This window comes from Enterobacter sp. FB (assembly GCF_000805795.1).
Lineage (GTDB): Bacteria > Pseudomonadota > Gammaproteobacteria > Enterobacterales > Enterobacteriaceae > Enterobacter > Enterobacter roggenkampii.
Map to the genome: position 1 here is coordinate 254,079 of NZ_JSZC01000013.1, position 25,515 is coordinate 279,593.

At 56.1% G+C, this 25,515-nt stretch carries 24 protein-coding genes, 1 tRNA gene and 1 pseudogene; 12 read left to right on the forward strand and 14 right to left on the reverse strand.

Going from position 1 to position 25,515, the window contains the following annotated elements; all coding sequences use genetic code 11:
* Positions 1–91 precede the first annotated feature (91 nt).
* Complete coding sequence (locus PI91_RS08060; protein WP_008499321.1) at positions 92–1,237, forward strand: porin; 1,146 nt, start codon at positions 92–94, stop codon at positions 1,235–1,237.
* Between the two features lie 87 nt (positions 1,238–1,324).
* On the opposite strand, the gene mnmH is transcribed toward PI91_RS08060, so the two are convergent.
* The 6 genes from mnmH to ppiB form a co-directional block, all read right to left on the reverse strand.
* The gene (gene mnmH, locus PI91_RS08065) at positions 1,325–2,395 is read right to left on the reverse strand and encodes a tRNA 2-selenouridine(34) synthase MnmH (protein ID WP_039265872.1); all 1,071 of its coding nucleotides are present in this window, start codon (positions 2,393–2,395) and stop codon (positions 1,325–1,327) included.
* 85 nt (positions 2,396–2,480) lie between these two features.
* Positions 2,481–3,548, reverse strand: coding sequence for a 5-(carboxyamino)imidazole ribonucleotide synthase (gene purK / locus PI91_RS08070; protein WP_039265874.1), 1,068 nt, complete (start codon positions 3,546–3,548; stop codon positions 2,481–2,483).
* Positions 3,545–4,054 carry a 5-(carboxyamino)imidazole ribonucleotide mutase gene (purE, locus tag PI91_RS08075; RefSeq protein WP_023616863.1) on the reverse strand — a complete coding sequence of 170 codons (510 nt, stop codon included), beginning with the start codon at positions 4,052–4,054 and terminating at the stop codon, positions 3,545–3,547. The genes purK and purE overlap by 4 nt, the downstream gene beginning before the upstream one ends.
* A gap of 171 nt (positions 4,055–4,225) precedes the next feature.
* Positions 4,226–4,435 (reverse strand): YdgH/BhsA/McbA-like domain containing protein, encoded by a 210-nt coding sequence (locus PI91_RS08080; RefSeq protein WP_039265875.1) that lies wholly within the window; start codon positions 4,433–4,435, stop codon positions 4,226–4,228.
* Positions 4,436–4,571: 136 nt separating this feature from the next.
* The gene (lpxH, locus tag PI91_RS08085) at positions 4,572–5,294 is read right to left on the reverse strand and encodes a UDP-2,3-diacylglucosamine diphosphatase (RefSeq protein WP_039266886.1); all 723 of its coding nucleotides are present in this window, start codon (positions 5,292–5,294) and stop codon (positions 4,572–4,574) included.
* Between the two features lie 3 nt (positions 5,295–5,297).
* Complete coding sequence (gene ppiB, locus PI91_RS08090; protein ID WP_008499327.1) at positions 5,298–5,792, reverse strand: peptidylprolyl isomerase B; 495 nt, start codon at positions 5,790–5,792, stop codon at positions 5,298–5,300.
* A 174-nt stretch (positions 5,793–5,966) separates the two neighbouring features.
* On the opposite strand from ppiB, the gene cysS reads away from it, so the two are divergent.
* Positions 5,967–7,352, forward strand: a complete 1,386-nt coding sequence (gene cysS / locus PI91_RS08095) for a cysteine--tRNA ligase (RefSeq protein WP_032674291.1) — start codon at positions 5,967–5,969, stop codon at positions 7,350–7,352.
* 86 nt (positions 7,353–7,438) lie between these two features.
* On the opposite strand, the gene PI91_RS08100 is transcribed toward cysS, so the two are convergent.
* From PI91_RS08100 to folD, 5 genes are all read right to left on the reverse strand, one after another.
* The gene (locus PI91_RS08100) at positions 7,439–7,960 is read right to left on the reverse strand and encodes a metal-dependent hydrolase (RefSeq protein WP_032674292.1); all 522 of its coding nucleotides are present in this window, start codon (positions 7,958–7,960) and stop codon (positions 7,439–7,441) included.
* 73 nt (positions 7,961–8,033) lie between these two features.
* On the reverse strand, positions 8,034–9,050 hold the full coding sequence (malI, locus tag PI91_RS08105; protein ID WP_032656603.1) for a Mal regulon transcriptional regulator MalI: 1,017 nt from the start codon (positions 9,048–9,050) through the stop codon (positions 8,034–8,036).
* 83 nt (positions 9,051–9,133) lie between these two features.
* Positions 9,134–10,633 carry a PTS transporter subunit EIIC gene (locus PI91_RS08110; protein ID WP_023343521.1) on the reverse strand — a complete coding sequence of 500 codons (1,500 nt, stop codon included), beginning with the start codon at positions 10,631–10,633 and terminating at the stop codon, positions 9,134–9,136.
* Positions 10,634–10,916: 283 nt separating this feature from the next.
* Entirely contained in the window at positions 10,917–11,129 is a 213-nt protein-coding gene (ybcJ, locus tag PI91_RS08115) for a ribosome-associated protein YbcJ (RefSeq protein ID WP_004143016.1), read from the reverse strand.
* Position 11,130: 1 nt separating this feature from the next.
* Complete coding sequence (folD, locus tag PI91_RS08120) at positions 11,131–11,997, reverse strand: bifunctional methylenetetrahydrofolate dehydrogenase/methenyltetrahydrofolate cyclohydrolase FolD (protein WP_008499332.1); 867 nt, start codon at positions 11,995–11,997, stop codon at positions 11,131–11,133.
* A gap of 310 nt (positions 11,998–12,307) precedes the next feature.
* Here folD and fimA point away from each other — a divergent pair, with 310 nt between their 5' ends.
* From fimA to sfmF, 6 genes are all read left to right on the forward strand, one after another.
* On the forward strand, positions 12,308–12,871 hold the full coding sequence (fimA, locus tag PI91_RS08125; protein WP_008499333.1) for a type 1 fimbrial major subunit FimA: 564 nt from the start codon (positions 12,308–12,310) through the stop codon (positions 12,869–12,871).
* 68 nt (positions 12,872–12,939) lie between these two features.
* Entirely contained in the window at positions 12,940–13,485 is a 546-nt protein-coding gene (fimI, locus tag PI91_RS08130) for a type 1 fimbrial protein subunit FimI (protein ID WP_023310642.1), read from the forward strand.
* 34 nt (positions 13,486–13,519) lie between these two features.
* Complete coding sequence (gene fimC, locus PI91_RS08135; protein WP_039265879.1) at positions 13,520–14,212, forward strand: type 1 fimbria chaperone FimC; 693 nt, start codon at positions 13,520–13,522, stop codon at positions 14,210–14,212.
* Positions 14,213–14,226: 14 nt separating this feature from the next.
* The gene (locus PI91_RS08140) at positions 14,227–16,788 is read left to right on the forward strand and encodes a fimbrial biogenesis usher protein (RefSeq protein WP_039265880.1); all 2,562 of its coding nucleotides are present in this window, start codon (positions 14,227–14,229) and stop codon (positions 16,786–16,788) included.
* Complete coding sequence (gene fimH, locus PI91_RS08145; RefSeq protein ID WP_039265881.1) at positions 16,781–17,788, forward strand: type 1 fimbria D-mannose specific adhesin FimH; 1,008 nt, start codon at positions 16,781–16,783, stop codon at positions 17,786–17,788. Before PI91_RS08140 ends, fimH begins: the two co-directional genes overlap by 8 nt.
* 9 nt (positions 17,789–17,797) lie before the next feature.
* Positions 17,798–18,319 (forward strand): fimbria assembly protein, encoded by a 522-nt coding sequence (sfmF, locus tag PI91_RS08150; RefSeq protein WP_008499338.1) that lies wholly within the window; start codon positions 17,798–17,800, stop codon positions 18,317–18,319.
* Between the two features lie 51 nt (positions 18,320–18,370).
* Here the strand turns inward: sfmF and fimZ are convergent, their stop codons facing one another.
* The 3 genes from fimZ to PI91_RS08165 form a co-directional block, all read right to left on the reverse strand.
* Positions 18,371–19,003 (reverse strand): fimbria biosynthesis transcriptional regulator FimZ, encoded by a 633-nt coding sequence (gene fimZ, locus PI91_RS08155; RefSeq protein ID WP_008499339.1) that lies wholly within the window; start codon positions 19,001–19,003, stop codon positions 18,371–18,373.
* 800 nt (positions 19,004–19,803) lie between these two features.
* The gene (locus tag PI91_RS08160; RefSeq protein ID WP_039265882.1) at positions 19,804–20,532 is read right to left on the reverse strand and encodes a response regulator transcription factor; all 729 of its coding nucleotides are present in this window, start codon (positions 20,530–20,532) and stop codon (positions 19,804–19,806) included.
* A 24-nt stretch (positions 20,533–20,556) separates the two neighbouring features.
* Positions 20,557–21,255, reverse strand: a complete 699-nt coding sequence (locus PI91_RS08165; RefSeq protein ID WP_039265883.1) for an EAL domain-containing protein — start codon at positions 21,253–21,255, stop codon at positions 20,557–20,559.
* Between the two features lie 278 nt (positions 21,256–21,533).
* On the opposite strand from PI91_RS08165, the gene PI91_RS08170 reads away from it, so the two are divergent.
* From PI91_RS08170 to PI91_RS08185, 4 genes and pseudogenes are all read left to right on the forward strand, one after another.
* A tRNA-Arg gene (locus PI91_RS08170) sits at positions 21,534–21,610 on the forward strand.
* A gap of 102 nt (positions 21,611–21,712) precedes the next feature.
* Positions 21,713–22,543 carry a CPBP family intramembrane glutamic endopeptidase gene (locus tag PI91_RS08175; RefSeq protein WP_039265884.1) on the forward strand — a complete coding sequence of 277 codons (831 nt, stop codon included), beginning with the start codon at positions 21,713–21,715 and terminating at the stop codon, positions 22,541–22,543.
* A gap of 356 nt (positions 22,544–22,899) precedes the next feature.
* Positions 22,900–23,916: an iron ABC transporter substrate-binding protein gene (locus PI91_RS08180; RefSeq protein WP_039265885.1), complete on the forward strand. Its 1,017-nt coding sequence runs from the start codon at positions 22,900–22,902 to the stop codon at positions 23,914–23,916.
* A gap of 24 nt (positions 23,917–23,940) precedes the next feature.
* Positions 23,941–25,514, forward strand: a pseudogene (locus tag PI91_RS08185) (ABC transporter permease).
* Position 25,515 lies beyond the last annotated feature (1 nt).

Below are 25,515 nucleotides of genomic sequence, written 5' to 3' on the forward strand. Positions count from 1 at the left end.
AAAACATTAAAAACCCGTCCACACAGCCCGATTATTTCCAGTTAATATTCACCCGCTAAATATTTAGCAGCGTGTCTATTAAGGAAAAATAATGACTATAAAAAAATCAGCGCTGGCGGCAACGATTGGCGCGGCAGTGGCATTAACGACCTTCGCTTCTCAGGCGGAAATCACCGTTCTTAAGCAGGATCCTCAGGCGGGTAACCCGCTGAGCCGCCTGAACTTCACCGTTGGCGGCAGCATTCGTCCTCAGTTCCAGAACATGACCGGCGACGACGGGAAAAACAGCTACAAGCGTAACGGCTTTGACGGCGGCACCCGCTTCCGTTTCGCAGCAGATTACTACCTGTTTGATGACATCAGCTGGATCAGCTACTACGAGCTGGGTGTGAATATTCCTGCGCAGTTTAACTGGGATCACCACTACGCCGAAGGCGCGCACGACACCACGCGTCGTATGCTCTACACCGGCCTGAAGAGCGACACCTGGGGTACGCTGACCTTCGGTCAACAGAACAGCGTTTACTATGATGTGGTTGGCGCGAAAACCGATATCTGGGACTACGACATGATCGCTCAGGCACCGGGTAACGGGATCAACGGCGATTACGACGGCTCTTACCGTTCACGCCAGATGCTGAAATATAAGAAAACCGTGGGCGATGCTGACATTTACGCATCCTACCTGTTTGAAGACAGCGAATACCTGCCGGGCAACGGCCTGCGCTACAAGCGCAAAGGCGGCGGCTCGCTGGGTCTGGATTACCACCTGACTACCGACCTGACCTGGGGCGCCGCGTGGAACTACACCCGCGCCGACATGCGTAACCCGGACAACGGCGACAGCAAAACCTACGACCAGAATATCCTCGGTACCGCGCTGAGCTGGACCCCGGACAACTGGACCTTCTCCGCAGGCGGCGGCTGGTATCAGAACTTCCTGACCACCAAAAAAGTGTCTGTTAACGACTACTTTGCAGGCGACGCGTGGGGTATTGAATACTTCGCAGGGTACAAGTTCCCAGTCGGTCAGTACGCGGTGAAATCCATCCAGCCTTACTTCATGGGTGACCGCATTGAGTACGTGAACGGCCGTAACTACCAGCGCATCGACAACGGCGTGGGGATCAGCTTCCAGCTGGATTATGGTTTCCGCGTGGATTACGAACACGTGTTCACCTCCAGCACCGACAACCTGGGCGACATGAACCTGGTGCGTCTGCGTTACGACTTCTAAGCCGTCTGTTCCCCGGTGGCGCTGCGCTTACCGGGGCTACAACAGTACGCGTAGGCCGGGTAAGGCGTAGCCGCCACCCGGCTTTTTTCAGCGATCAAGCCACTCAGCAATTTCTTCGTATGTCCCGCGATACACAATCTTTTCCGCCTTTTTCTCCAGCTGATAGCCATACATCGGGTCGTAATAGTCGTTCAGGAGCGGTACAAGCCAGCTGAAGTGCGCGTCAGTGCGGCCAGTACGTTGTTGTTCGACAAGCGCGGCGTCCAGTAAGGCGGTGAATTCCGCAAAGCGCTGCAGCCCAAGACGGCGGCGTATGGCGAACAGGCCGTGATGCAGATACTCGCTGTATTCTTTCCAGCCCGCTTCCTCGCCGTAGGCGGCAGAAAAATCCGCCCACATATGGTCGAAATACTCTTCGCGCAGGCGTTCAAGACGGATCTCAAACGGATCCTCGACCACCACGATAGGGGCTTCAACCATGCGGTCGCGCAGGCAGGCCGGCAGGTGGTTGGAGCCAATCATCCGGCCTTCATCTTCCAGTACCCAGCGCGCGGCGTCTTTTTTCAATAGCTCAACCGCAAGGTGATTTTCAAAGCTGGCCTGGGAAAGCTGCGGCGTGAGCGTGCGGCCAAATGACGAGCCGCGATGGTGCGCGAGCCCTTCCAGATCGATACCCTGTGCATGCTGCTTCACCAGCAGGGTTTTACCGTTCCCGGTACAGCCGCCGATAAGCACCATCGGCTTTTGCGACTGCTCAATGGTCACCTGAATCGCCGTCTGGCGCAGGGCCTTATAGCCACCGCGGATCAGCGGGTAGTCGACACCCGCCTCTTTCAGCCAGGCCTGCGAGATATGCGAGCGCTGGCCGCCGCGCGCGCAGCAGAGAAAGCCCTCAGGATGGGCAAGGCTGGCTTCGCGCCAGGCGTTGATGCGGGCGTCACGCGTGTCGCCGCTCACCAGGCGATGGCCGAGCGCCAGCGCGGCGTCCGGTCCCTGACGTTTATAACAGGTACCGACGGCGGCGCGCTCGTCATCGTTCATTAAAGGCAGGTTGACTGCCGCTGGCATCGCGCCCTGGGCAAGTTCGATCGGCGCGCGAACGTCGATTAAAGGGGTATCGGACGCGAGGATCGCGCGATAGTCCGTTCCATCGTTCATGGTTATTCCAGAAGAAAGCTAAGCAGCAATGGGCGGGAATTGTACGCCGGGGAAAGAGGAGGTCAACTCCCCGGCGGAGGGAGAACTATTTAAGCTTAGATTGTGCCCAGACAATACCGCTCGCGTATTCCGGCGGCAGGAGCGGGATCATGGCTTCGAGCGTGGCGCTCAGACGGCCCGTGTCGCTGTCGTTCAGGTTCAGGTGGCCGACTTTACGACCCTCGCGGACCTCTTTGTCATACCAGTGCAGATGCACCAGCGGCAGCTTCAGCCAGTCGTAGTTCAGATCGGTTCCGATCAGGTTGATCATCACCGACGGGCTGTTCACCACCGGCTGCGGCAGCGGCAGGTCGATAATGGCGCGCAGGTGCAGCTCGAACTGGCTGATGGAGGCGCCGTTTTGCGTCCAGTGGCCGCTGTTGTGCACGCGCGGTGCCAGCTCGTTGATCAGCAGACCGGACGGGGTGATAAAGCACTCCATCGCCATGACGCCGACATAACCGAGTTCGTGCATGATGGCAGAGAGCATCTCTTCCGCCTGCGCCTGCTGGTCGGCATTGGCGTGCGGGAAGGCGACGCTGGTGCGCAGAATGCCGTCCTGATGCAGGTTATGCGTCAGCGGATAAAACACCGTGCGGCCGTCATGCCCGCGCGCGCCAACCAGCGAGACTTCACCGCTGAAGTTAATGCCCTGCTCAACGATGCACTCGCCGTAGCAGTCATCCGGCAGCTCGGCGGTGTCGCCTGCGCGCAGGCGCCACTGGCCGCGGCCGTCGTAGCCACCCACGCGGCGCTTCACGATCGCCAGTTCGCCCAGCATGGCGAAGACGTCGTTCCACTCGCTTTTATCGGACAGGAGCTGCCACGGTGCGGTCGCGAGGCCGAGCTTGTCGAACAGCTGCTTTTGCGTCAGGCGGTCGGCAACGATCGGGAACACGTCGCGGTTAACGAAGGCGTTATGGCGCGCCAGCTCGCGGGTCAGAGCGGTCTCCGGCCAGCGTTCAATCTCGGCGGTGATCACGCTCTGGTGGAATGGGACGGCTTCTGGCTCGGCGTCCAGCCCGACGGGCCAGACGGCAATACCCAGCGGCTCACCGGCCTGACGCAGCATGCGGCCTAACTGGCCGTTACCAAGGACGCAAACCTGCTTCATGCCGCACCCCGCGGGTCCGGGTTGTCCAGCACTTCGTCGGTCTGGGCTTTACGCCACGCCGCCAGACGCTGATGTAAGTCTTTATCGTGCGTCGCCAGGATCTGCGCGGCCAGCAGGGCGGCGTTTGCGGCACCCGCTTTGCCAATCGCCAGCGTGCCGACAGGAATACCGCGCGGCATCTGAACGATGGAGTAGAGGCTGTCCACACCGCTTAACGCGGCGCTCTGAACCGGTACGCCCAGAACCGGCACCAGGGTTTTGGCGGCAATCATGCCCGGCAGATGTGCTGCGCCGCCCGCACCGGCAATGATCACCTCATAACCGTTCTCTTCGGCGCTTTCGGCGAAGCTGAACAGTTTGTCCGGCGTACGGTGTGCAGAGACCACTTCAACGTGGTGCGGAACATTCAGGATGTCAAAGATTTCGGCGGCGAACTGCATGGTAGCCCAGTCGCTTTTGGACCCCATCACGATGGCGACACGCGCCGGATTATTGCGGGAAGACATGCGTCTTAAAACTCCTGTGGTGCGAAACACACTGCTTTCGAGGGCACAGAGAATAGCATGTTATACGGGCAAGGAAAACGGTTGCGCGGTTAAATCTTGAGCCGTTGTTGCCATCAATTCATAACAAAACAGACCGCATTCTGGCGGTCTGTTTTCGTCGAGGGGCAATCATTATTTCGTCAGTTCTGCGGTCATATACACGCGATTATCGACCTTCGCGCTGGTGATTTTATAAGACGCACCCTGTTCAGCAGCCTGTGCAGCGATTTTCGCTTCTGCGCGGTCAAGGGTTGAGGCGGTTGCGCTCACGCTCTGCGCGAAAGAACTGAAAGAAACCAGGGAGAGAGCCGCAACTGCAACGAAAGTTTTGATGGATTTCATGGTCGTATTCCTTAAGTGTTTTGTCTGGGATAGGGCGTGTTGCCCTGATGTGATAAATAATAGGCCGACCACGGGCGGATTAAAATCGAAACAATTTGCCGATATTGTTCAAAAAAATAGAATGATGTGGTGGGGGTTAAAACGGAAACGCGATCAGCTCCACGCCCTCAGGCGTGACTTTGACCATAGAACCTTCAGTGTGCCAGGCACCCAATACCACGCGGTGTGCGGGCTGGCCGTTGGCGATGAGGGAATGCACGTCAGGACGATGGGTATGACCGTGGATCAGCCACTGAACCTCATGCTTTTCCATTACCCTCACGACCGCCTGCGGATTGACGTCCATGATGGTCATGGATTTGCTGCTGTTGGCGGCTTTACTGCCTGCGCGCATTCTGGCGGCGATGCGGTTGCGGATAAAGAGCGGCAGGGCAAGGAACACCTTCTGGATCCACGGGGTGTGGACTTTGGCGCGAAACGCCAGGTAGCCGGTATCGTCGGTGCAGAGCGTGTCGCCGTGCATGATCAGGACCTTGCGGCCGTAGAGGTCGAGCGCCTGTTCTTCCGGCAGCAGCGTCATGCCGCTTTCACGGGCGTAGCGCTTGCCGATCAGGAAATCACGGTTGCCGTGAATGAAGTAGCAGGGGACGCCGGAATCGACCAGCGCGTGAATGGCGGCGGCCATTTCACGGTGCAGCGGATTAGGGTCGTCGTCGCCAATCCAGGCTTCAAAGAGGTCGCCCAGGATGTACAGCGCATCGGCGCTTTTCGCTTCACCGCGTAAAAAACGCAGAAAACCGGCGGTTATCGCCGGTTCTTCTGTTTGCAGATGAAGATCCGCAATAAAGAGTGTCGCCACCAATTACTCGCTGACGGTCACGCTGGTAATCACAACGTCTTCTTTTGGAACGTCCTGGTGCATACCGCTGCGGCCAGTAGAGACGGCTTTGATCTTGTCAACCACGTCCATACCTTCAACCACTTCTGCGAATACGCAGTAGCCCCAACCCTGCAGGCTTTCGCCGGAGAAGTTCAGGAAGTCGTTGTCCGCCACGTTAATGAAGAACTGTGCAGTAGCAGAGTGAGGTGCCTGAGTACGCGCCATCGCCAGCGTGCCGCGGGTGTTTTTCAGGCCGTTGTTCGCTTCGTTCTTGATCGGCTCTTTAGTGGCTTTCTGGTTCATGCCAGGTTCGAAACCGCCGCCCTGGATCATGAAACCGTTGATCACGCGGTGGAAAATGGTGTTGTTGTAGAAACCTTCGCGGCAGTAGTCCAGGAAGTTTTTAACTGTTTCAGGCGCTTTGTCATCAAAGGTTTTGATTACGATATCGCCATGATTAGTGTGGAAAGTAACCATTTTTGCATCCTGTTCCGTTATTGTGGTACGTCGACCCGCCTTCGGGTCATCTATAGGGGCTTGTTATAGCATAACCACAGGATGCGATCACCTTGCATTGTGTGCTGCTTCGGGTTTGAATTACGGGTAGAATAGCCGGTTTTCAACCACACACGTGTTTACATGGAATCTTCGATGTTAAAAATCTTTAATACAATGACGCGCCAAAAAGAGGAATTTAAACCTATCCATGCCGGGGAAGTCGGCATGTACGTGTGTGGTATTACGGTTTACGATCTCTGTCACATTGGCCATGGCCGTACCTTTGTCGCCTTCGACGTGGTGTCACGCTACCTGCGTTTTCTCGGGTACAAGCTGAAATACGTGCGCAACATCACCGACATCGACGATAAGATCATCAAGCGCGCCAATGAAAACGGCGAAAGCTTTGTCGCGCTGGTGGATCGCATGATCGCTGAGATGCACAAAGACTTCGACGCCCTGAATATTCTGCGTCCGGACAGCGAGCCGCGCGCGACCCACCATATTCACGAAATCATCGAGATCACCGAAAAGCTGATCGCCCGCGGTCATGCGTATGTTGCCGACAACGGCGACGTGATGTTCTCCGTGCCGACGGACCCAACCTACGGTGCGCTTTCCCGTCAGGATCTGGACCAGCTCCAGGCCGGTGCCCGCGTTGACGTGGTTGACGTGAAGCGTAACCCGATGGACTTCGTGCTGTGGAAGATGTCCAAAGAGGGTGAACCAAGCTGGCCATCCCCGTGGGGCGACGGGCGTCCGGGCTGGCACATTGAATGTTCCGCGATGAACTGCAAACAGCTGGGCAAGCACTTCGACATTCACGGCGGCGGTTCAGACCTGATGTTCCCGCACCACGAAAACGAAATCGCGCAGTCCACTTGCGCCCACGGCGGCGAGTACGTGAACTACTGGATGCACTCCGGGATGGTGATGGTTGACCGCGAGAAGATGTCGAAATCGCTGGGTAACTTCTTTACCGTGCGCGACGTGCTGAAGTATTACGACGCGGAAACCGTGCGCTACTTCCTGATGTCTGGCCACTATCGCAGCCAGCTGAACTACAGCGAAGAGAACCTGAAGCAGGCGCGCTCGGCGCTGGAGCGTCTGTACACCGCGCTGCGCGGAACCGACAAGTCTGTTCCGGCGGCAGGCGGCGAAGCGTTCGAAGCGCGCTTCGTTGAGGTGATGAACGACGACTTCAACACCCCGGAAGCCTACTCCGTGCTGTTCGACATGGCGCGCGAAGTGAACCGCCTGAAGTCCGAGGATATGGCGGCCGCGAATGCGCTGGCGTCACATCTGCGTAAGCTCTCTGCCGTGCTCGGCCTGCTGGAGCAGGAGCCGGACGCGTTCCTGCAGAGCGGTGCGCAGGCGGACGACGGTGAAGTGGCGGAGATTGAAGCGTTGATCAAGGCGCGTCTGGAAGCGCGTCAGGCGAAGGACTGGGCGGCGGCCGATGCGGCGCGTAACCGTCTGACCGAGATGGGCATCATCCTGGAAGACGGCCCGCAGGGAACGACCTGGCGCCGTAAGTAAGTCTGTAACGTCCGGTGGCGCTTACGCTTGCCGGGCCAACAGGCAAAAGTAGGCCGGGTAAGGCGCAGCCGCCACCCGGCTTTTTTTTACCTTCTTTTCCACCACAGCAACCCCATCAGCACCACACCCGGCAGCCACACCCACAGCAGTTCTGAAAGGATCACCTGATGCCCGTACGGCGTGGTATAGCGTGAGAGCGCAAACGGCGCGACCTTAATCACCTGCCACGGCGCAAAGAAGCGTTCATCCGACCACGGCCACAGCCAGCCGACGCCTTTCCCGCCTGTGGTAATCGAATCCAGCAGGCTGTGCGACAGCAGTGACACGGTTAAAAACAGCCAGCACCGCGTCAGGCTGGCCCGGAACCATCGTCGTCCAGTCAGTACGCAAAGTATCGGCACCACGAAGGCAAACAGCAGGGAGTGGGTAAAGCCGCGATGGCCGAAAACGTTGCCGTACGCGACGCCGAACTTGAACGCCAGCACGTCGGCGTCCGGCAGCATGGCGAGAACAATGCCGGCAAACAGCAGACGGGGTGGGATAACTTTTGTCCCCAGGCCTAAGCCCAGGCAAAGCGGAACAGCAGCGTGCGTAATGACGGTAGGCATTGTGATTATCCATGGCAAATCATGGAAATATAGCAGTCATTCCGCGCTAAAAAACCTGTGCTAAATTCTGATTTTACGCCGACTCGCGTGTGATAAGCTGCCCGGAGAGCGTAATACGCTGGGTTTGCAGCGTCGGCTCCTTCAGCGTGCGAATAATCAGCCCGGCCGCCTGACGCCCCGTCTCTTCGCTGGCGGACGAGACGTAGGTAAACGAGGGTGAGGTGAGGTTAACGTGGAGCATATCTTCGAAACCGACCAGGGCGACCTGCTGCGTCAGAAACACATCTTTACCCACCGTACGCCCGACCTGATGAATACCGGAGATGGAGCCGATCATGGCATCCGGCGAGTGGCAGAGCAGGGCGGTGATGGTATTGTTTTTTTCCAGCAGTTGGCGGGTCGCGAAACCCGCTGCCAGCGTGTCATCGCTGCAGGCCGGCGAGTATTCATCGCGCCAGACCAGTCCGTTTTGCGCCATCGCGCTGCGAAAGCCGAGCAGGCGCTGCTCGCGGATAAGGCAGCCTTCCCGTCCGCCTATGTAGGCGATATTACGATGACCGCGCTCGATAAGATAACGCACCGCCAGACTGGCCGCCTGTCGGTTATCGCGCATCACCAGATTGCATTTTTCATCCAGCAGCGACTGAGAGACCACCACCAGCGGCAGAGGGCAGTGGCGAATCTTTTCCGGCAGGGTAGAGGTGCGGGTATCCGAGGCCAGATAGATCACCCCGGCGACGCCCTGCTGCTTAAACGACAGCAGGCAGCGCTCAAGCTGGTCATGGTCGTTCTGGGGCTGACCGAGAAAAACCATATACCCCTGTTTTTCAAGATCCTGAACGATGCTCGCCATCACCTTGATGGAGAAGCTGTCGCTAAAGTCGCGGAGGATCAGGCCAATCAGGTTGGAGGTATTGGCGCGAAGGTTGGCAGCGGCAACGTTATGAACATAGCCCAGGGTATTGATGGCAGCGTTGACCTTCTCGATCGTTGCCTCTGAGATTTTCCCTTTCTGGCGCAGCACCAGCGAGACGGTGGAAACCGACACGCCCGCGTGCTTTGCAACATCAATAATGCTGACTTTCTTCAAAACCGCTCCCTGAAATTTACCGATTATCAGCCAGATAAAACACGCCTCCCAGCGTACAGGAGACGTGTCGTTCAGGCATCTTATTATTTGCCGATCATGGTGGACATGGTCTGGGCGATAAACTGTGCTCTGGCACCGAAAATCACCTGAATGCCGTTGTCGCCGACAAACACCACGCCGCGCGCGCCGAGTCCGTTCAGGCCGTCTTTATCCACCGCGTCGCTTTTTGCCACTTCCAGACGCAGGCGGGTGATACAGGCGCCGACGGAGTCAATGTTATGCGCGCCGCCCAGCAGGGTGATGATCTCGGTCGCGAGTTCAGAATCCGATTTTTCATCCGCGTTGGCGGTTACTTCGGTGCGGCCCGGCGTTTTCACGTCGAAACGACGGATCACAAAGCGGAACGTGAAGTAATAAATCAGGCCCATTGGAATGCCGATGATAATGGCGCTCAGGAAGTGGGTCTGGTAGCCGTTAAACGACGGCAGGATCCCGAATGACAGATAGTCGATAAAGCCCGCAGAGAACGACTTGGCGATATGCGCATGCAGCAGGTACATGGTCATGTAGGCCAGACCCGCCATGATGGCGTTAAAGACGTACAGAATCGGCGCCACGAAGATAAAGGTAAATTCGACCGGTTCGGTGATCCCCGTCAGGAAGCAGGTCAGCGCCGCGGAGAACAGAATACCGGCCGCGATTTTCTTATTCTTCGTATGGGCTTCGTGATACATCGCCAGGCACGCCGCAGGCAGCGCGAACAGCATCAGCGGGAATTCACCCTGCATGAACTTACCGGCGTTCTGGTAGGTGTCGCTGCTGAAGGATTTCACCCCTTCTTCCAGCATCTTGAACCAGATGGTCTGGTCGCCGTGGATCACCTGGCCTGCCTGGGTGGTGTAATCCCCAAACGAATACCAGAACGACGGATACCAGATATGGTGCAGACCGAGCGGGATCAGCGCGCGCTCCACCAGACCGAAGATAAAGGTCGAGGCCGCCTGATTATCGCCGTTAACGATCACGGAGAGGGCGTCGATACCGGCCTGGATATGCTGCCACACGTACGGCAGCAGCAGCCCCATCAGGAACGAGAGGAACGCCGTTGCGATCGCCACGAAGCGCTTGCCGGAGAAGAAGCCAAGGAATTCCGGAAGCTGCATGGTGTGGAAGCGGTTATAGCACCAGGCCGCGAGAATACCGCAGATCAGGCCGCCGAAGACGCCCATCTGCAGCGTCGGAATGCCCACCACCATGGCGTATTTCCCGCCCTGAGAGGCCATTTCCGGCGTGATGCTCAGCACGGTGCTGATGGTGATATTGGTGACAAACACCGACACCGCCGCGGACAGCGCCGCAATGCCGGATTCTGACGCCAGGCCCACGGCAGAGCCAATGGCAAACAGCATCGGCAGGTTATCAAAGATAACCCCGCCCGCGTTCATCATCAGCGGCAGATGGAACTTATCGCCGAAGGCCAGAAGCAGGCCCGCAGCGGGAAGCAGTGAAATTGGCAGCATTAAGGCGCGACCAATCATCGATAACTTAGACAGTGATTTAACAAACCCTGATATCAGACTCATGCTGATTTCCCCCGAGTAGCGCTTTTTTTGGCGCTGTTATTGTAAGTAGAACGTTTTAGTAGAACGTTCTACTTATCGTGGGCAAAGCGTGAAAAACGCGCAACTGAATTTTCACTTTTCAACAGACGAAATACTGATTATTTGAAGTGGATCGATAAATAACCGTGATGGGTGTGAGGGGATAGAGATAGAAATTGCCGGGTGGCGGCTTCGCCTTACCCGGCCTACAAACGGAGACAGTACCTAGGCCCGGTAAGCGCAGCGCCACCGGGCATCAAACGGCTTACGCCGTCACGGTCACGCTCTGCCCTTCAAAGCTCACGGTCTGGCCCGCGACAATCTTGCAGCGCTTGCGGGTTTCCACCGCACCGTCCACTTTGACAAGCCCGTCGGCAATGGCAATTTTCGCCTGCGCGCCGCTTTCGCTCCAGCCTTCCAGCTTGAGCAGATCGCACAGCTCAACGTGCGGGTGTTTGCCTAATGAAAATGTGGCCATCTTACGCGTCCTCTACGTCGTGATATTCTTCGCATGCCTGCAGGGTATTCTGAATCAGCGTTGCGACGGTCATCGGGCCTACGCCGCCCGGTACGGGGGTAATGTAAGAGGCGCGCGCGGCGGCATCTTCATACACCACGTCGCCGACCACTTTGCCGTTTTCCAGACGGTTAATCCCGACGTCCACGACAATTGCGCCCTCTTTAATCCACTCGCCCGGAATAAAGCCCGGCTTACCGACCGCGACGATCAGCAGATCGGCGTTCTCAACGTGGTGGCGCAGGTTTTTGGTGAAGCGGTGGGTAACGGTGGTGGTGCAGCCTGCCAGCAGCAGCTCCATGCTCATCGGGCGGCCCACGATGTTGGACGCGCCGATGACCACGGCGTTCAGGCCGTAAGTATCGATGTTATAACGCTCCAGCAGCGTCACAATACCGCGCGGCGTGCACGGACGCAGACGCGGCGCACGCTGGCACAGGCGGCCCACGTTGTACGGATGGAAACCGTCCACGTCTTTATCTGGTGCGATACGCTCCAGCACCTTCACGTTGTCGATACCGGCGGGCAGCGGCAGCTGAACCAGAATACCGTCGATCTCTTTATCGGCATTCAGAGTGTCAATAAGTTCCAGCAGTTCTGCTTCGCTGGTGGTTTCCGGCAAATCGTAAGAGCGGGAGACGAAGCCGACCTCTTCACACGCTTTGCGCTTGCTGCCGACATAAATCTGCGATGCCGGGTTACTGCCAACCAGCACAACGGCCAGCCCGGGGGCGCGTTTTCCGGCGGCTTTACGCGCCTTCACTTTTTCCGCGACCTCAGAGCGCACCTGCTGCGCAATCGTTTTACCGTCAATAATCTTTGCTGCCATCAGAGAGAAGATTCCGTCTGTAACGTTCGAAAAGGGGGGATGCGTGTATTTTGTCAGAAGCGAGCCTCGCTGTCAGTCACCCTTTGCGCGTTTTTATCAGCAAGCCGCAAAAACCCTTCTTAAGGGATGGTCAATTTCTTAGGCGGGATTAGGATGTGACCTGGCGAAATGGCAGCGTTTTGACATATTTAAAAATCGCCTCCTGAGCTACTTTGTCTCCTCCGAAATAAGCTTTCAATTCATCAATTGAACGTATTTCTTATTCCCGATTATTCGCGGGAAGGGTTATTTACATTTTAAAGGAATAGACATGAAACTCAGCAACATTGCTTCTACTGTTATTGCAACTTTGGCCCTGGTTGCGGGTGCCGCAAATGCAGCAGATCCTGCTGCCCCGGTTTCCGTAAATGGCGGTACCGTACATTTTAAAGGTGAGCTGGTTAATGCGGCTTGTTCAGTCAATACTGATTCTTCCGAGCAGACCGTTAATCTGGGTCAGTATCGTACCGCGAAATTCACCAAAGTGGGCGACACCACCTCTAATATTCCGTTCAACATTGAACTGAACGATTGCGATCCGCTGGTCGCCAAAACCGCAGCCGTTGCGTTCACCGGTCAGATCGACCCAACCGATAAAACCCTGCTGGCCGTCACCTCTGGCAGCAACGACAACACCGCGAAAGGCGTGGGTATCGAGATCCTCGACAGCAAATCCAGCGTTCTGACCCCAGACGGTGCGACCTTCTCTGCTGCGCAGACGCTGATCGAAGGGACAAACACCCTGAAGTTCACCGCGCGTTATAAATCAACGGCTGCGACTACCGAGCCAGGCCAGGCGAACGCTGACGCCACCTTCGTAATGAAATACGAATAATTCCTCCGCACAGGGATGTTCAGGCCTCAGGGACGAGGCCCGTCATACGCTATTGCCAGGAACGAAGGATGACAAGGACAGGAACACTACTGCTGTTAACCCTTGCGATGGCTTGCCCGGCATCGGCGCATACCGTGGTGATCGAAGGCGGCAAGGTTCATCTCCGGGGTGAACTGGTGAACGGCGGCTGCGCCGTGGCGCCCGACAGTCAGAACATGCGCATCGATATGGGGCAGTACCGAACCAACTCATTTTCCGGCGTGGGCAGTTTTTCCACGGTGAATGTGCCGTTCACCGTGCGGCTGCTGGACTGCAGCGTTGATGTTTCGCGCACCGTGGGGATCCAGTTTCAGGGTGTCACACCCGCAGAGGATCCGCAGGTCTTTCTGGCGACATCGCGACCAGGTGAAACGCCCGTCAGCAGCGGCGTTGGGCTGGCGCTCTTTGACGAGCAGCAGCGTCAGATTATCCCAAATGCCACGGCCGTCAGCTGGCTGCCGATCGATACCCGCGAGCTGGCGTTCCATTTTAGCGCCCGCTATCGGGCTATTTCCGAACACCTCGAGCCAGGCAAAATTCAGTCGGATGTCTGGTTTACGTTGATTTATCCATAACACCTGCGAACACATTATTAAAGGTACGGTTGTGATGAATACCCTAATTAAACCAGGACTTTTTTTATCGTTTATTTTAATGATGGTTTCTGCCTGCGCGAATGCATCCGGCGGTATTGCGCTGGGAGCCACCCGCGTTATTTACCCGGCGGACGCGAAGCAAACGTCGCTGGCGATCACCAACAGCAATAAACAGGAACGCTATTTAATTAACGCGTGGGTCGAAAATGCGAACGGGCAAAAAGAAAAAACGTTTGCCGTCACGCCGCCCCTGTTTGTTAGCGAGCCGGACAGTGAAAACACGCTGCGCATTATTTACGCTGGGCCTGCGCTGCCTGCCGACCGTGAATCGCTGTTTTACATGAACGTGAAAGCGATCCCGTCAGTGAACAAAGCCAAAACGGAAAACAATAACGTGCTGCAGCTGGCTATCCTCTCGCGCATCAAGCTGTTTGTGCGCCCGAACAACCTGGCAATGCAGCCGGAAGAGGCGCTTTCCCAGCTGCGGTTTGAGCGCGCGGGTAACTATCTCAAAGTCAGCAACGCGTCTCCGTATTACATCACCCTCGTCAATCTGAAGCTGGGCGGGAAGACGCTGGATAACCTGATGGTGGCGCCGAAAAGCGCGGCACAGCAGGTGCTGCCAGCCGGTGCCGGCGGCACGCTCTCCTGGCAGAGCGTGAATGACTACGGTGCCATCACGCCGGCGCGTAGCGTCAACCTGTGAGCAGAGTCAGGGCGATGAAAAACCATCAGGGACGTTACTGCCCGGTTGCGCTGGCGCTGATGGCTGCGCTCTGGCCGCAGGCTGGCTGGAGCGAAAGCTATTTCAACCCGGCCTTCCTGTCCGACGACACCGCCAGCGTGGCGGATTTGTCGCGTTTTGAACAAGGACACCAGCAGGCACCCGGCGTTTATCGCGTGGATATCTGGCGTAACGATGAATTTATCGGGACTCAGGACGTGCGTTTTGAGCAGGCGGAGAACACGCCGCCGGTGGCGGGCGGGCTATCGCCGTGTATTACGCGGGCGATGCTCGACCGCTTTGGCGTCAACGTTGCGGCGTTTCCCGAGCTGGCTCAGGTTCAGGGTGAGGCCTGCGTCCCGTTGACCACGGCCATTCCCGGCAGCGAAACGGTATTCAACTTTGCCTCACAGCGCCTGAACGTCAGCCTGCCGCAGGTGGCATTGCAGAACAGCGCCCGGGGTTACATTCCGCCGGAACAGTGGGATGAAGGCATCCCCGCCGCGCTGCTGAACTACAGCTTTACGGGCAACCGGGGCAGCGAAGACGACAGCTATTACCTCAACCTGCAGAGCGGGCTGAACTATGGCGCCTGGCGCCTGCGCAACAACGGGGCATGGCGATACACGCAGACCAACGGGCAGCGGCACAGCGAGTGGCAGAATATTGGCACCTGGGCGCAGCGCACCGTGATCCCGCTGAAAAGCGAACTGGTCCTGGGCGACAGCAATACCGGTAATGACGTCTTCGACAGCATGGGGTTCCGCGGCGGACGGGTCTTCTCGTCTGACAGCATGTACCCGGACAGCCTGCAGGGCTACGCGCCCACGGTGCGCGGGATCGCCCGGACGCCCGCCAAAGTGGTGGTGCGTCAGAATGGCTACGTGATCTATCAAAGCTATGTGCAGCCGGGCGCATTTGCGATTACCGATCTCAACCCCACCTCCTCAAGCGGTGACCTGGAAGTGACGGTAGAAGAGAAAGACGGTACCCAGCAGCGCTATACCGTGCCGTACTCCACCGTGCCGCTTCTGCAGCGTGAAGGGCGCTGGAAGTATGACCTCGTCGCGGGGGATTACCGCAGCGGTAACAGCGATCAGGATACGCCGTTCTTCACCCAGGGCACCCTGATTACCGGGCTTGCCAACGGCTTTACGCTCTACGGCGGGACGCAGCTGGCGTCACGCTATACCGCGGTCGCCGTCGGGGCCGGAAAAAACCTGGGCGACTGGGGCGCGGTTTCGCTCGATATCACCCACGCCCGCAGCCAGCTCGCGGACGACAGCAAGCATGAAGGACAGTCCCTGCGCTTCCTCTATGCGAAATCCCTTAACGGCTTTGGCACCAACTTCCAGCTGCTGGGCTACCGCTACTCCACAAAAGGGTTTTACACCCTGGACGATGTGGCATGGCGCTCAATGGAAGGCTATCAGTATGCCGACAGCCAGGACGATAACGATGTGCCGGACGTGCAGAGCTATCACAACCTGACGTGGAATAAAAAAGGCCGCTTCCAGCTTAACGTTTCTCAGTCGCTGGGGGATTACGGCTCGGTCTATATCTCCGGCAGCGAGCAGACCTACTGGGGTACCGACGAGTCGAACCTCTGGTACCAGCTGGGGTATGCGGGTGGCATGAAGGGGATCAACTACTCCGTTTCGTGGTCGTGGAACAAATCCGTCGGGATCGACGGCACCGACCGGATCGCGTCGTTTAACGTCTCCGTGCCGTTCAGTATCTTTACCCGTCAGGGCTATCGCCGGGACAGCTCCATCGACAGGGCCTACGCCACGGCATCCGCCAGTCGGAACAGCGATGGCGACACGAGCTGGCAAACCGGCGTCAGCGGCACGCTGCTGGAGGACCGCAACCTGAACTACAGCGTGACTCAGGGACACACCAGCACCAACGGGTCAAGCGGAAGCGCCAGCGCCAACTGGCAGGCGACCTACGGCACATTGGGCGTGGGTTACAACTACGGCGACGATCAGCACGATCTCAACTGGCAGCTCTCCGGCGGGGTCGTCGGTCATGCCGACGGCGTGACCTTCAGCCAGCCGCTGGGCGACACCAACGTGCTGATCAAAGCGCCGGGGGCATCCGGCGTCAGCGTGGAAAACCAGACCGGCGTGAGAACCGACTGGCGAGGCTATGCGGTGATGCCGTATGCCACCGTCTACCGCTACAACCGCGTGGCGCTGGATACCAACACCATGAGCAACAACACCGACATCGAAAACAACGTCAGCAGCGTGGTGCCGACCAAAGGCGCGCTGGTGCGCGCCAGCTTTGATACCCGCATTGGCGTGCGCGCCCTGCTGACGGTAACGCGCGGCAACCAGCCCGTGCCGTTCGGCGCGGTGGTCCGTGAGACCCGGAGCGGTGTCACCAGCATGGTGGGGGACGACGGGCAAATTTACCTGAGCGGGCTGCCGCTGGAAGGCGAGCTGCTGATCCAGTGGGGCGACGGGGCGCAGTCTCAGTGTCGCGCGCCTTACAGCTTGCCTGAAAAGAGCCTGCAACAGGCAATCACAATGAAGGGGATTCGCTGTGAATAAAACCTACATTTTAGGCTTGTCGCTTCTGGCGCTACTGCCTGCGGCAAATGCATTCGCCACCGTGTGCGTCAATGAAAAAGGCGTGCCGACGGAAGTGCATTACGACCTGACGGACAAATTCAATAGCTCGAATAACCAGATTGGACAGGTCGTGACGCTCAGCGAGAAGTCGCAGTGGGTAGGGGTCAATGCCGTCTGCCCGAAGGGCACGGTCGGGAATACCACCAAGCGTAGCTATGTGACCGATTATCAGGTAACGGGAACGAGCGATGGCTATCAGTATCTGAAGCTGAACGACTATCTGGACGGGGCCATGAAAATCACGGACAGCTATGCTGGCGTGTTTTATCCGCCAAAAAACTATATCCAGATGGGGAGCCATCCTAACGTCTCCAAAAACAGACCGTTTGGCGTTCAGGACTCCAGCCTTGTCTTCCGCCTTAAGGTAACCCGACGTTTTATTAATATGGTCGTGATCCCGCGCGCCACCATGTTCCGCGTTTACGTCACCACCACCTCCTCGGATCCGCTCACCACGCCGGTCTATACCATCAGCTACAGCGGTACCATTCAGGTGCCGCAAAGCTGCGCTATCAACGCCGGGAACGTGGTGGAGTTTGATTTCGGCGACATTGGCGCCTCCTTGTTCAGCAAGGCGGGCGTAGGTAACAAACCGGAGGGCGTCTCATCGCAAAGCAAAACCATTGCGATCAAATGCACCAACGTCGAGGCGAACGCCATGCTGACGATGCGCGTAGAGGCGGAGAAAGTCTCTGATAATGTGCTGGTGTCGGATAACCCGGACGTCGGGTTCATCATTGCCAACGAGAGCGGTGCGCCGCTAACGCCTAACAACCTGACAAGCAAAATTCCGTTCCGCCTCGACGACAGCGCGCAGGCAAAGGTGGGGATCCGCGTCTGGCCGGTGAGCGTGACAGGCAACAAGCCAGCGGAAGGGCGTTTCACCTCGCGCGGGTATTTGCGCGTGGATTACGACTAAGGAGCCGATATGCGAAACGGGATCCGTTTTCTCACCGTGGCGCTCTTTGCGCTTTGCACACAGGCTCAGGCGGACACCGCGTTGGGTGAAATTAACATTCGGCTCTACGGCAATATTGTCGATTTTACCTGCGTTGCGGAAGGCAGCGACAGCGACAAGACCGTCACGCTGGGCACCTGGCCCACGAAACAGCTCAGCACCACCGGGAGCCGCACGCAGCCCATGCCGTTTACGCTGAAGCTGACCGGCTGTCCGCCGGGTGCCGCGTCGATTACGTTTTCGGGTAAAGCCGACGGGAGCAATAACGGTTTGCTGGCGCTGAACGACGCCAGTACAGCGAGCCGTGTCGCGGTAGAGATCAGGGATGCGGATAAAACGCGTCTGGCTCTCCAGCAGGCCAGCCAGCCGGTCTCGGTTGATGCGCAGGGGAATGCAACATTGTCGTTTTATGCCAATTATATTGCCACTGCAGATAACCCTCAGCCCGGACGAGCCGATGCGGATGCCACCTTTATGATTAACTATAATTAGCACTGACCGCACTCCCTGCAGCTCAGATAAGCTGCAGGGAGTGAATTCAGGTTAAAGCAGCTCGTGCGCTTTGGCGTAATCAATTAATTCCACGATGCTTTGCACGCCCAGCTTGGAATAAATATTGGATTTATGCGCGCTAATGGTTTTGTTGCTTAATAGTAGCTGTTCAGCAATTTCCTTATTGGATAATCCATTCGCCAGATAGCGTAATACCGTGACCTCGCGATTTGATAATGGCATATCGACTGCCATCCCTTTCCCTGAACCCAAATGGTTTATAAAGTTCAGCGTTTCCGATGGGAAAAAGGAATAGCCCATCAGGATCATTTCTACGGCGTTGTAGATCTCACCCAAATCTTTTCGTTTACTGACGAAGCCATTTGCCCCGGCGCGAATGGCGCGACCCGCGTAAAATAACTCTGATTTAGATGAGAGGAACAGAACCTTAATGTCTTTGTTTAAGTTTCTGATTCTCTTAAGTAAAGCGAAAGCATCCGTGCCCGTGAGTTCAATGTCAAGGATCACCAGATCGATAGGGTGATTACGGATACAGTCAAGAACTTCATGGCTATCGCCAGACTTGAGCTTGACTGTGATATTCTTATTTTTCTGTAGCAGGACTTCTATCGACATTCTGACGATAGGATGTTCGTCCATAATGATAACGGATGCCGGTTTCATTTTTAATGCCTCAGATTGTTAAAAGCGTTATGCAGAGTTTGGTAAAACTCTCGAAATGCCGGAAGGATATAATGTGCAGATCCCTATACCGTAGTATTTCCCTGGAAAGAGCGAAAGCATCCTTGTTTACGTAATGAAAAGAACTATGCCTCAGCGCGGTCATCTCATTTGGCTGGTGTTGGCAAAAAGGTTTTTCTTATTCAGATTTGGTACGCTTCTTATTATACAGGGTAAGTTTTTTCCGAAAACCCTGTAAATTAGTCACAGGATATTGGTTTGTATTATCTTCTGGATCTGAATCGCTATTTTTTTAAATTTAGCGGAAATATCCTGTTATCCCATTTACCGCATATTTTCATCTTTATGTAATAACAAAAAATAACAGATATCTCTGTATGTTGATCAATTGTTAACAAAAATACGCATCATTTTGGGGGACTCGCCCGGTCTGATGAGGTGAACAATTGCCCTCGCAGGCCGTCAGACCTTCATCTGAAAGCGTGAAGGTTGACCTTCAGCTCCGCAACTCCTGCACAGGAGAACATGCTATCTGCTTCGCTTTTCCCTCCAGGGCGCAGTCGCTAAGCTGCTTGTTTTTACATCATTATCATCTTGTTAACGCTGTCTGCATTCACTTAACGGATGGAGGAAAGTGCTGCCGTTCGTTCAATTTGTGGCATTTCACAAGGTTCTCGCCCATAAATTAGGAATAGTTATAATTTCGACTTTATTGTTAAAAATTAACATTTTTGAAACACGAATGGTAAGTAAATTCTTAAAGCGCTTTAGGAAATAAGGGGTTAGGACGTGAGTGAAAACGTGCAGTCTGAGAGGTTATTAAGAAGATGCAACAATTCCTGTCGATGACTCAGCCCCAGCTTCACCAGGATGCAGCTAAGACGATAGATAATGCGGCTATAGGGACGATTCTGCATAAGGGCAATCTGACGTAACGTCTTGCCCCGGGAAAGTTCCTGCAGGATCGGCCATTCATTGCGGTTGAACCAGTCTTTGTCGGAGCCCTGTGGCGGGCGGGCATCCAGCAGGCTGTGCTGGAGTGCCGCGGCGTTCAGCTGGCGCTCGAGCACATGAAAGGGACCTGCCGCTTTGCAGAAAAGGCGGGTGTCGTAATTATCGGCCCGGACTAACAGCCAGGGCGTCAGGAACGGAGGAAACAGGCTATGCCTTCTCAACTGATCCAGTTTCTCCAGAAGCCCCGTTGACCGGCTTTCAATATCCACGACCAGACGGGCGGAGGGCCATTGGGTCTGTGCGACAAGGGCGTCGTCCAGCGTGGCGTAATCGCAGCAGCTGCTCAGGGGAAACTGCCCGTTGAGAAAACCGGTGCGCAGGAAATGATCCTCCGTCACCAGGAGAATAAACGGGGCGTCTGTTTTGCGGGGCTGGCTGATGGACTGGCTCAAAAATTCGAGCCGATCGAAAAAGGGGAGAGCAAAAGGTGAGCGCGTAAATCCCAGTGCATCACTTCCTGTACGCCGCCGCCGGTAACGGCGCACTGTCATTCGCATGGTCTCCCTCCTGGAAATGGCGTTTTAATCCTCCGGCCATGTCCAGGACGGCCAGTAATATCCCTGGCCGAGGTCTGCGCCTGCCTGCAGTGCCCAGGTACGATCGCGTTCAGTCTCAATACCTTCGATAAGCACTTTCCCGGCAAGCTGAAAGCAAAGGGAAACCAGTTGCCTCAGCGCAGGGGTGTCGCGTAAACGCCAGAATGCTTCCTTATCTATTTTGATGCCGCTTAACGGAAGTCGACAGGATAAAAACGACTGCACTAAGACATCATCAATGTCATCCAGCCAGATAGCGTGCCCCTGTCTGCTCAGCTGCTGGAGATTCTGAACCACGCGCTGCTTCTGCGCGACGGACAGCGCCAAAAAAGCCGCAAGGTCGACAAACTCAATATTGAGCGGCACGCAGGGGAGTCTGATGAGCCGCTGGAAGGACGCAGGCTCTGTCAGGACGGTTATCGGCAGATTAATAAAAAGGTTATGTCCGTGCGGCGTATTTTTTAACGCAGCAAGCTGCGCCTCAAGCAGCGTTAGCGACCAGCCAGCGGACCGATGGCAAAAAAAATCCTCACTGTGCCGCGTATCGGCCAGGACGCTAAGGACCTCGACGCCAACCTGACGCAAAGAGGCGAGGGCGACGATAGGCTCAAGCTTAATGCCGACGATGTCCTGAGAGAGGTACTGTAACCGAGGGGGCATATCGATCAGGTTTTGCGCTGTCACTCCATTGTCCTGTTGTCTGTCAGCCTCCAGGCGGCCGGGATACCTGGCTCTAGTGTGACGAGCTGACGTTCAGGAAAACAGCAGGCGTTACTTAAATGCAACTAAGCCTTTTCGCAGCGCTAAATTTTACGGTAAAACAGGGAGGAATGTTGAGAAAATAGCCGTATTTACAATCGGCTAGCGGTAATTGGCCCTGAAAACGGAAAAGGCATTGACTCACCTGCCATTGACCGTATAATTCTTCGCGTTTCACCACCGCGAAGTACACGCTTCTCAGTGCGCCCTTAGCTCAGTTGGATAGAGCAACGGCCTTCTAAGCCGTAGGTCGTAGGTTCGAATCCTACAGGGCGTGCCATTTCATTTCATAGAGTTACGCCTCACTCACATCCTCCTGATTTCCGTTGTGGGACATATTTGGGACATCGACCCTAAAATTTATCGGTCATGAAGGACATTTATGTGGTATCTACTCGCAATTTCGCTTGCCGCACTTTCCCTTAATAAAAGCCTGGCTTACCTGCTGCTGGGATTAACGGCATTTCTCGGCTGGAAACAGAGCATTCTTGACGCTCCGGCGCTGCTGGTTATTGCGTCAATCGTTATTGGCTGGTCTGTTGTTGAATGGCTACGTAATAAGGATGATAAATATACTTATCTGATTGAAGGCCTGTGTGTGATCATCGCCGTTACCCTGGTTATGCATGTACTCCCGGGCTTCCATAATCCCAAAGTGCTGGATGCTGTCGTTGTTGGTCCGCAAAGCATACCGTTCAGTATGTACTTTAATATGGACAAGGCGGTGGTGCCGTTCTTTTTAATTACGTGCATGCCAACGCTATTCGTAGCAAAACCCCTCTATAAAATTGGCAAGCTCGGCTGGGTAATATTGGTACTTGCGGTACCCGCGCTGTTACTTCTGGCTGTGGCGTTGGGCGGGCTGAGAATTGAGCCACATGCGCCAGAATGGTTCGCGCAATTTGCCCTTGCGAATATTTTCTTCGTCTCTTTGGCCGAGGAAGCCCTGTTCAGAGGCTACCTGCAGCAGCGCTTGTCCCGGATCGTTCATCCTGTTGTCGCGTTGTTGATGGCCTCAGTCCTCTTTGGGCTGATGCATTATAGCGGCGGTTTACTGCTGATTATTTTTGCCAGCCTCTCCGGCATTATTTACGGCCTGGCGTGGATGTGGAGCGGCAGGCTCTGGGTTGCAACGTTATTCCATTTTGGGCTGAACTGCGTGCATTTATTGTTCTTCACCTATCCTGTGTATGCCCCTCATGCGGCTATGTGATGCTTTTTAAATGAGTAGCCTAATAAATTTAGCTACCTCCGGATAAGCATGAAAAGCCCCCGCAATATCGGGGCTTTTTTATATCTGCCGGGCGCGAATAACAGTTTTACCTTCGCGCTATAATGAATAGAAGGCTAATGAATTTCGTTGTTGGCAGGCTTAAGGTTTTCTTAATCTAGAAATTATCTCGCATTAAAATTTGGATTTTTATCATTACAAAATCGGCTAAAAAGAAATTTTACACTTTTACGCGTAAACTGGATTGATACTAATTATCATTAGCGTTGTTGTATGCTTTAATCCTGTCCCACAAAGCTATGAGTGGTTACTCCCGTTGGTCTATTAAGGATATGTTCATGAATTCTCGCCTGCTGTCCTGCTTCTCGCTTGCCTTGTTGTCATCATCCCTTTTCCTTTCCACACAGTCGGTTGCCGCCGATAACAACGACGGTATCGTTATTTATAACGCGCAGCATGAAAACCTGGTGAAGTCGTGGGTTGACGGTTTTACCAAAGAAACCGGGATTAAAGTCACTTTGCGTAATGGTGATGACAGCGAGCTGGGTAACCAGCTGGTGCAGGAAGGCAGCGCATCGCCGGCAGACGTGTTCCTGACGGAAAACTCGCCGTCCATGGTGCTGGTGGATAACGCCAACCTGTTCGCACCGCTGGATGCCGACACCCTGAAGCAGGTACCGGCAGAGTATCGTCCGGCGCATGGCCGCTGGATCGGCATTGCTGCCCGCAGCACGGTGTTCGTCTATAACCCGGCGAAGCTGAGCGAACAGCAGCTGCCTAAGTCGCTGATGGATCTGGCGAAACCCGAGTGGAAAGGCCGCTGGGCGGCATCACCTTCAGGCGCGGATTTCCAGGCTATCGTGAGCGCGATGCTGGCCCTGAAGGGCGAGCAGGCCACCCTGGAATGGCTCAAGGCGATGAAAGCCAACTTCGTGGCCTATAAAGGCAACAGCACCGTGATGAAAGCGGTTAATGCGGGTCAGATTGATGGCGGGGTGATTTACCATTACTACCGCTTTGTCGATCAGTCCAAAACCGGTGAAAACAGCAAAAACACTCAGCTCTACTACTTCAAGCACCAGGACCCGGGCGCGTTTGTGAGCCTCTCCGGCGGTGGCGTGCTGGCGTCCAGCAAGCACAAAGCGCAGGCGCAGGCCTTCATCAAATACATTACCGGCAAAGAAGGTCAGGAAAGCCTGCGTACCAACAACGCCTTTGAATACGCCGTGGGCGTGAACGCGGCCTCAAACCCGAAACTGGTCCCGCTGAAAGATCTTGATGCACCGAAAGTTGAACCTTCAACGCTCAACAGTAAAAAAGTTATCGAGCTGATGACGCAAGCCGGCCTGCTGTGATCCTGAGAGTGAAGTGAAGGTTTTATGTCTGGTCTAAGTCTCGACATCGGAAAAAACAGAGTGCAGGAGCCTGCCCGCAGGCGTCCTGCACTGCCGATGGTTGCGTTAGCTGTCTTGTTTTCATTACTGGCGCTTCTGCCTTTGGGTTTTATCATTGCCATTGGCATTGAGACAGGCTGGGAAACCATTAAGGCGCTGGTGTTTCGCCCGCGTGTGGCTGAGCTGCTCAGTAATACGCTGTGGCTGACGGCCCTGGCGGTTCCGCTGTGTATCGTGACGGGCGTGGCGATTGCCTGGCTCACAGAGCGCACCCAGCTTGCCGGACGGGGCATCTGGTCCGCGCTGGCGGTCGCCCCGCTGGCCATTCCCGCGTTTGTGCAAAGCTATGCCTGGGTGAGCGTGGTTCCGTCGATGCACGGGCTCTCCGCGGGCGTGTTTCTCTCCGTTCTGGCCTACTATCCGTTTATCTACATGCCGGTTGCGGCGGTGCTGCGCCGCCTTGACCCGACGCTCGAAGATGTCGCCGCGTCGCTCGGCACCCCGCCGTGGAAGGTCTTTTTCCGCGTGGTGCTACCCCAGCTCAAGCTGGCTATCTGCGGCGGCGCGCTGCTGGTGGCGCTGCACCTGCTGGCGGAATATGGTCTGTACGTGATGATCCGCTTTGATACCTTCACCACGGCCATTTATGACCAGTTTCAGTCTACCTTCAGCGGCCCGGCAGCAAACATGCTGGCGGGCGTGCTGGCTTTGTGCTGCCTCGCTATCCTGGTGCTGGAAGGCGTGACGCGTGGAAAAGCACGCTACGCGCGCATTGGCGCCGGGGCTGCGCGCGAGCAGAAACGCTGGCCGCTGAAGCCTGCGGCTGCCGCGCTGGGGCAGCTGTTTTTCATGGTGCTGATCGTCCTGGCGCTGGGCGTGCCGTTAGCTGTTCTGTGTCGCTGGATTTGGCTCGGTGGGGTGGAAAACTGGATGAGCGCCGATCTCTGGCACTCGCTGCGCCAGACGCTGATGCTCGGCGTGGGCGGCGCGCTGCTGACGACGACGTGCGTGATCCCCATTGCGTGGCTCGGTATCCGCTACCCGCACCGTATCTTCCGGATGCTGGAAGGGTGCATCTATATCACCAGTTCGCTGCCGGGCATTGTCACGGCGCTGGCGCTGGTCACCGTCACCATTCATTACGCCCGTCCCATTTACCAGACGGAAATTACCCTGTTCCTTGCCTACCTGCTGATGTTTATGCCCCGTGCGCTCATCAACCTGCGGGCGGGGATTGCGCAGGCGCCGGTTGAGCTGGAAAACGTGGCGCGCAGCCTTGGCAGCACGCCCGCGAAGGCGCTCTGGAGCGTCACGATGCGGCTGGCCGCGCCGGGTGCGGCGGCGGGGCCGCGCTGGTGTTCCTCGGCGTCAGCAACGAGTTGACCGCCACGCTGTTACTCTCTCCCCTGGGCACGCGCACGCTCTCTACCGGATTCTGGGCGCTGACCAGCGAAATTGACTATGTCGCCGCCGCGCCTTACGCGATGCTGATGATCCTGATTTCCCTCCCGCTGACCGCCATTCTCTATATGCAGTCGAAGAAAATTGCAGGGCTATGAC

Excerpts from the sequence above, each read along its gene's own strand:
- PI91_RS08160 (WP_039265882.1), bottom strand. The coding sequence starts at position 20,532 with ATGCGAATGACAGTGCGCCGTTACCGGCGGCGGCGTACAGGAAGTGAT.
- sfmF (WP_008499338.1), top strand. The coding sequence starts at position 17,798 with ATGCGAAACGGGATCCGTTTTCTCACCGTGGCGCTCTTTGCGCTTTGC.
- PI91_RS08180 (WP_039265885.1), top strand. The coding sequence starts at position 22,900 with ATGAATTCTCGCCTGCTGTCCTGCTTCTCGCTTGCCTTGTTGTCATCA.
- fimA (WP_008499333.1), top strand. The coding sequence starts at position 12,308 with ATGAAACTCAGCAACATTGCTTCTACTGTTATTGCAACTTTGGCCCTG.
- PI91_RS08175 (WP_039265884.1), top strand. The coding sequence starts at position 21,713 with ATGTGGTATCTACTCGCAATTTCGCTTGCCGCACTTTCCCTTAATAAA.
- PI91_RS08110 (WP_023343521.1), bottom strand. The coding sequence starts at position 10,633 with ATGAGTCTGATATCAGGGTTTGTTAAATCACTGTCTAAGTTATCGATG.
- purE (WP_023616863.1), bottom strand. The coding sequence starts at position 4,054 with ATGTCTTCCCGCAATAATCCGGCGCGTGTCGCCATCGTGATGGGGTCC.
- mnmH (WP_039265872.1), bottom strand. The coding sequence starts at position 2,395 with ATGAACGATGGAACGGACTATCGCGCGATCCTCGCGTCCGATACCCCT.
- cysS (WP_032674291.1), top strand. The coding sequence starts at position 5,967 with ATGTTAAAAATCTTTAATACAATGACGCGCCAAAAAGAGGAATTTAAA.
- ppiB (WP_008499327.1), bottom strand. The coding sequence starts at position 5,792 with ATGGTTACTTTCCACACTAATCATGGCGATATCGTAATCAAAACCTTT.
- PI91_RS08140 (WP_039265880.1), top strand. The coding sequence starts at position 14,227 with ATGAAAAACCATCAGGGACGTTACTGCCCGGTTGCGCTGGCGCTGATG.
- fimC (WP_039265879.1), top strand. The coding sequence starts at position 13,520 with ATGAATACCCTAATTAAACCAGGACTTTTTTTATCGTTTATTTTAATG.
- purK (WP_039265874.1), bottom strand. The coding sequence starts at position 3,548 with ATGAAGCAGGTTTGCGTCCTTGGTAACGGCCAGTTAGGCCGCATGCTG.
- fimZ (WP_008499339.1), bottom strand. The coding sequence starts at position 19,003 with ATGAAACCGGCATCCGTTATCATTATGGACGAACATCCTATCGTCAGA.
- PI91_RS08100 (WP_032674292.1), bottom strand. The coding sequence starts at position 7,960 with ATGCCTACCGTCATTACGCACGCTGCTGTTCCGCTTTGCCTGGGCTTA.
- PI91_RS08080 (WP_039265875.1), bottom strand. The coding sequence starts at position 4,435 with ATGAAATCCATCAAAACTTTCGTTGCAGTTGCGGCTCTCTCCCTGGTT.
- fimI (WP_023310642.1), top strand. The coding sequence starts at position 12,940 with ATGACAAGGACAGGAACACTACTGCTGTTAACCCTTGCGATGGCTTGC.
- PI91_RS08060 (WP_008499321.1), top strand. The coding sequence starts at position 92 with ATGACTATAAAAAAATCAGCGCTGGCGGCAACGATTGGCGCGGCAGTG.
- folD (WP_008499332.1), bottom strand. The coding sequence starts at position 11,997 with ATGGCAGCAAAGATTATTGACGGTAAAACGATTGCGCAGCAGGTGCGC.
- ybcJ (WP_004143016.1), bottom strand. The coding sequence starts at position 11,129 with ATGGCCACATTTTCATTAGGCAAACACCCGCACGTTGAGCTGTGCGAT.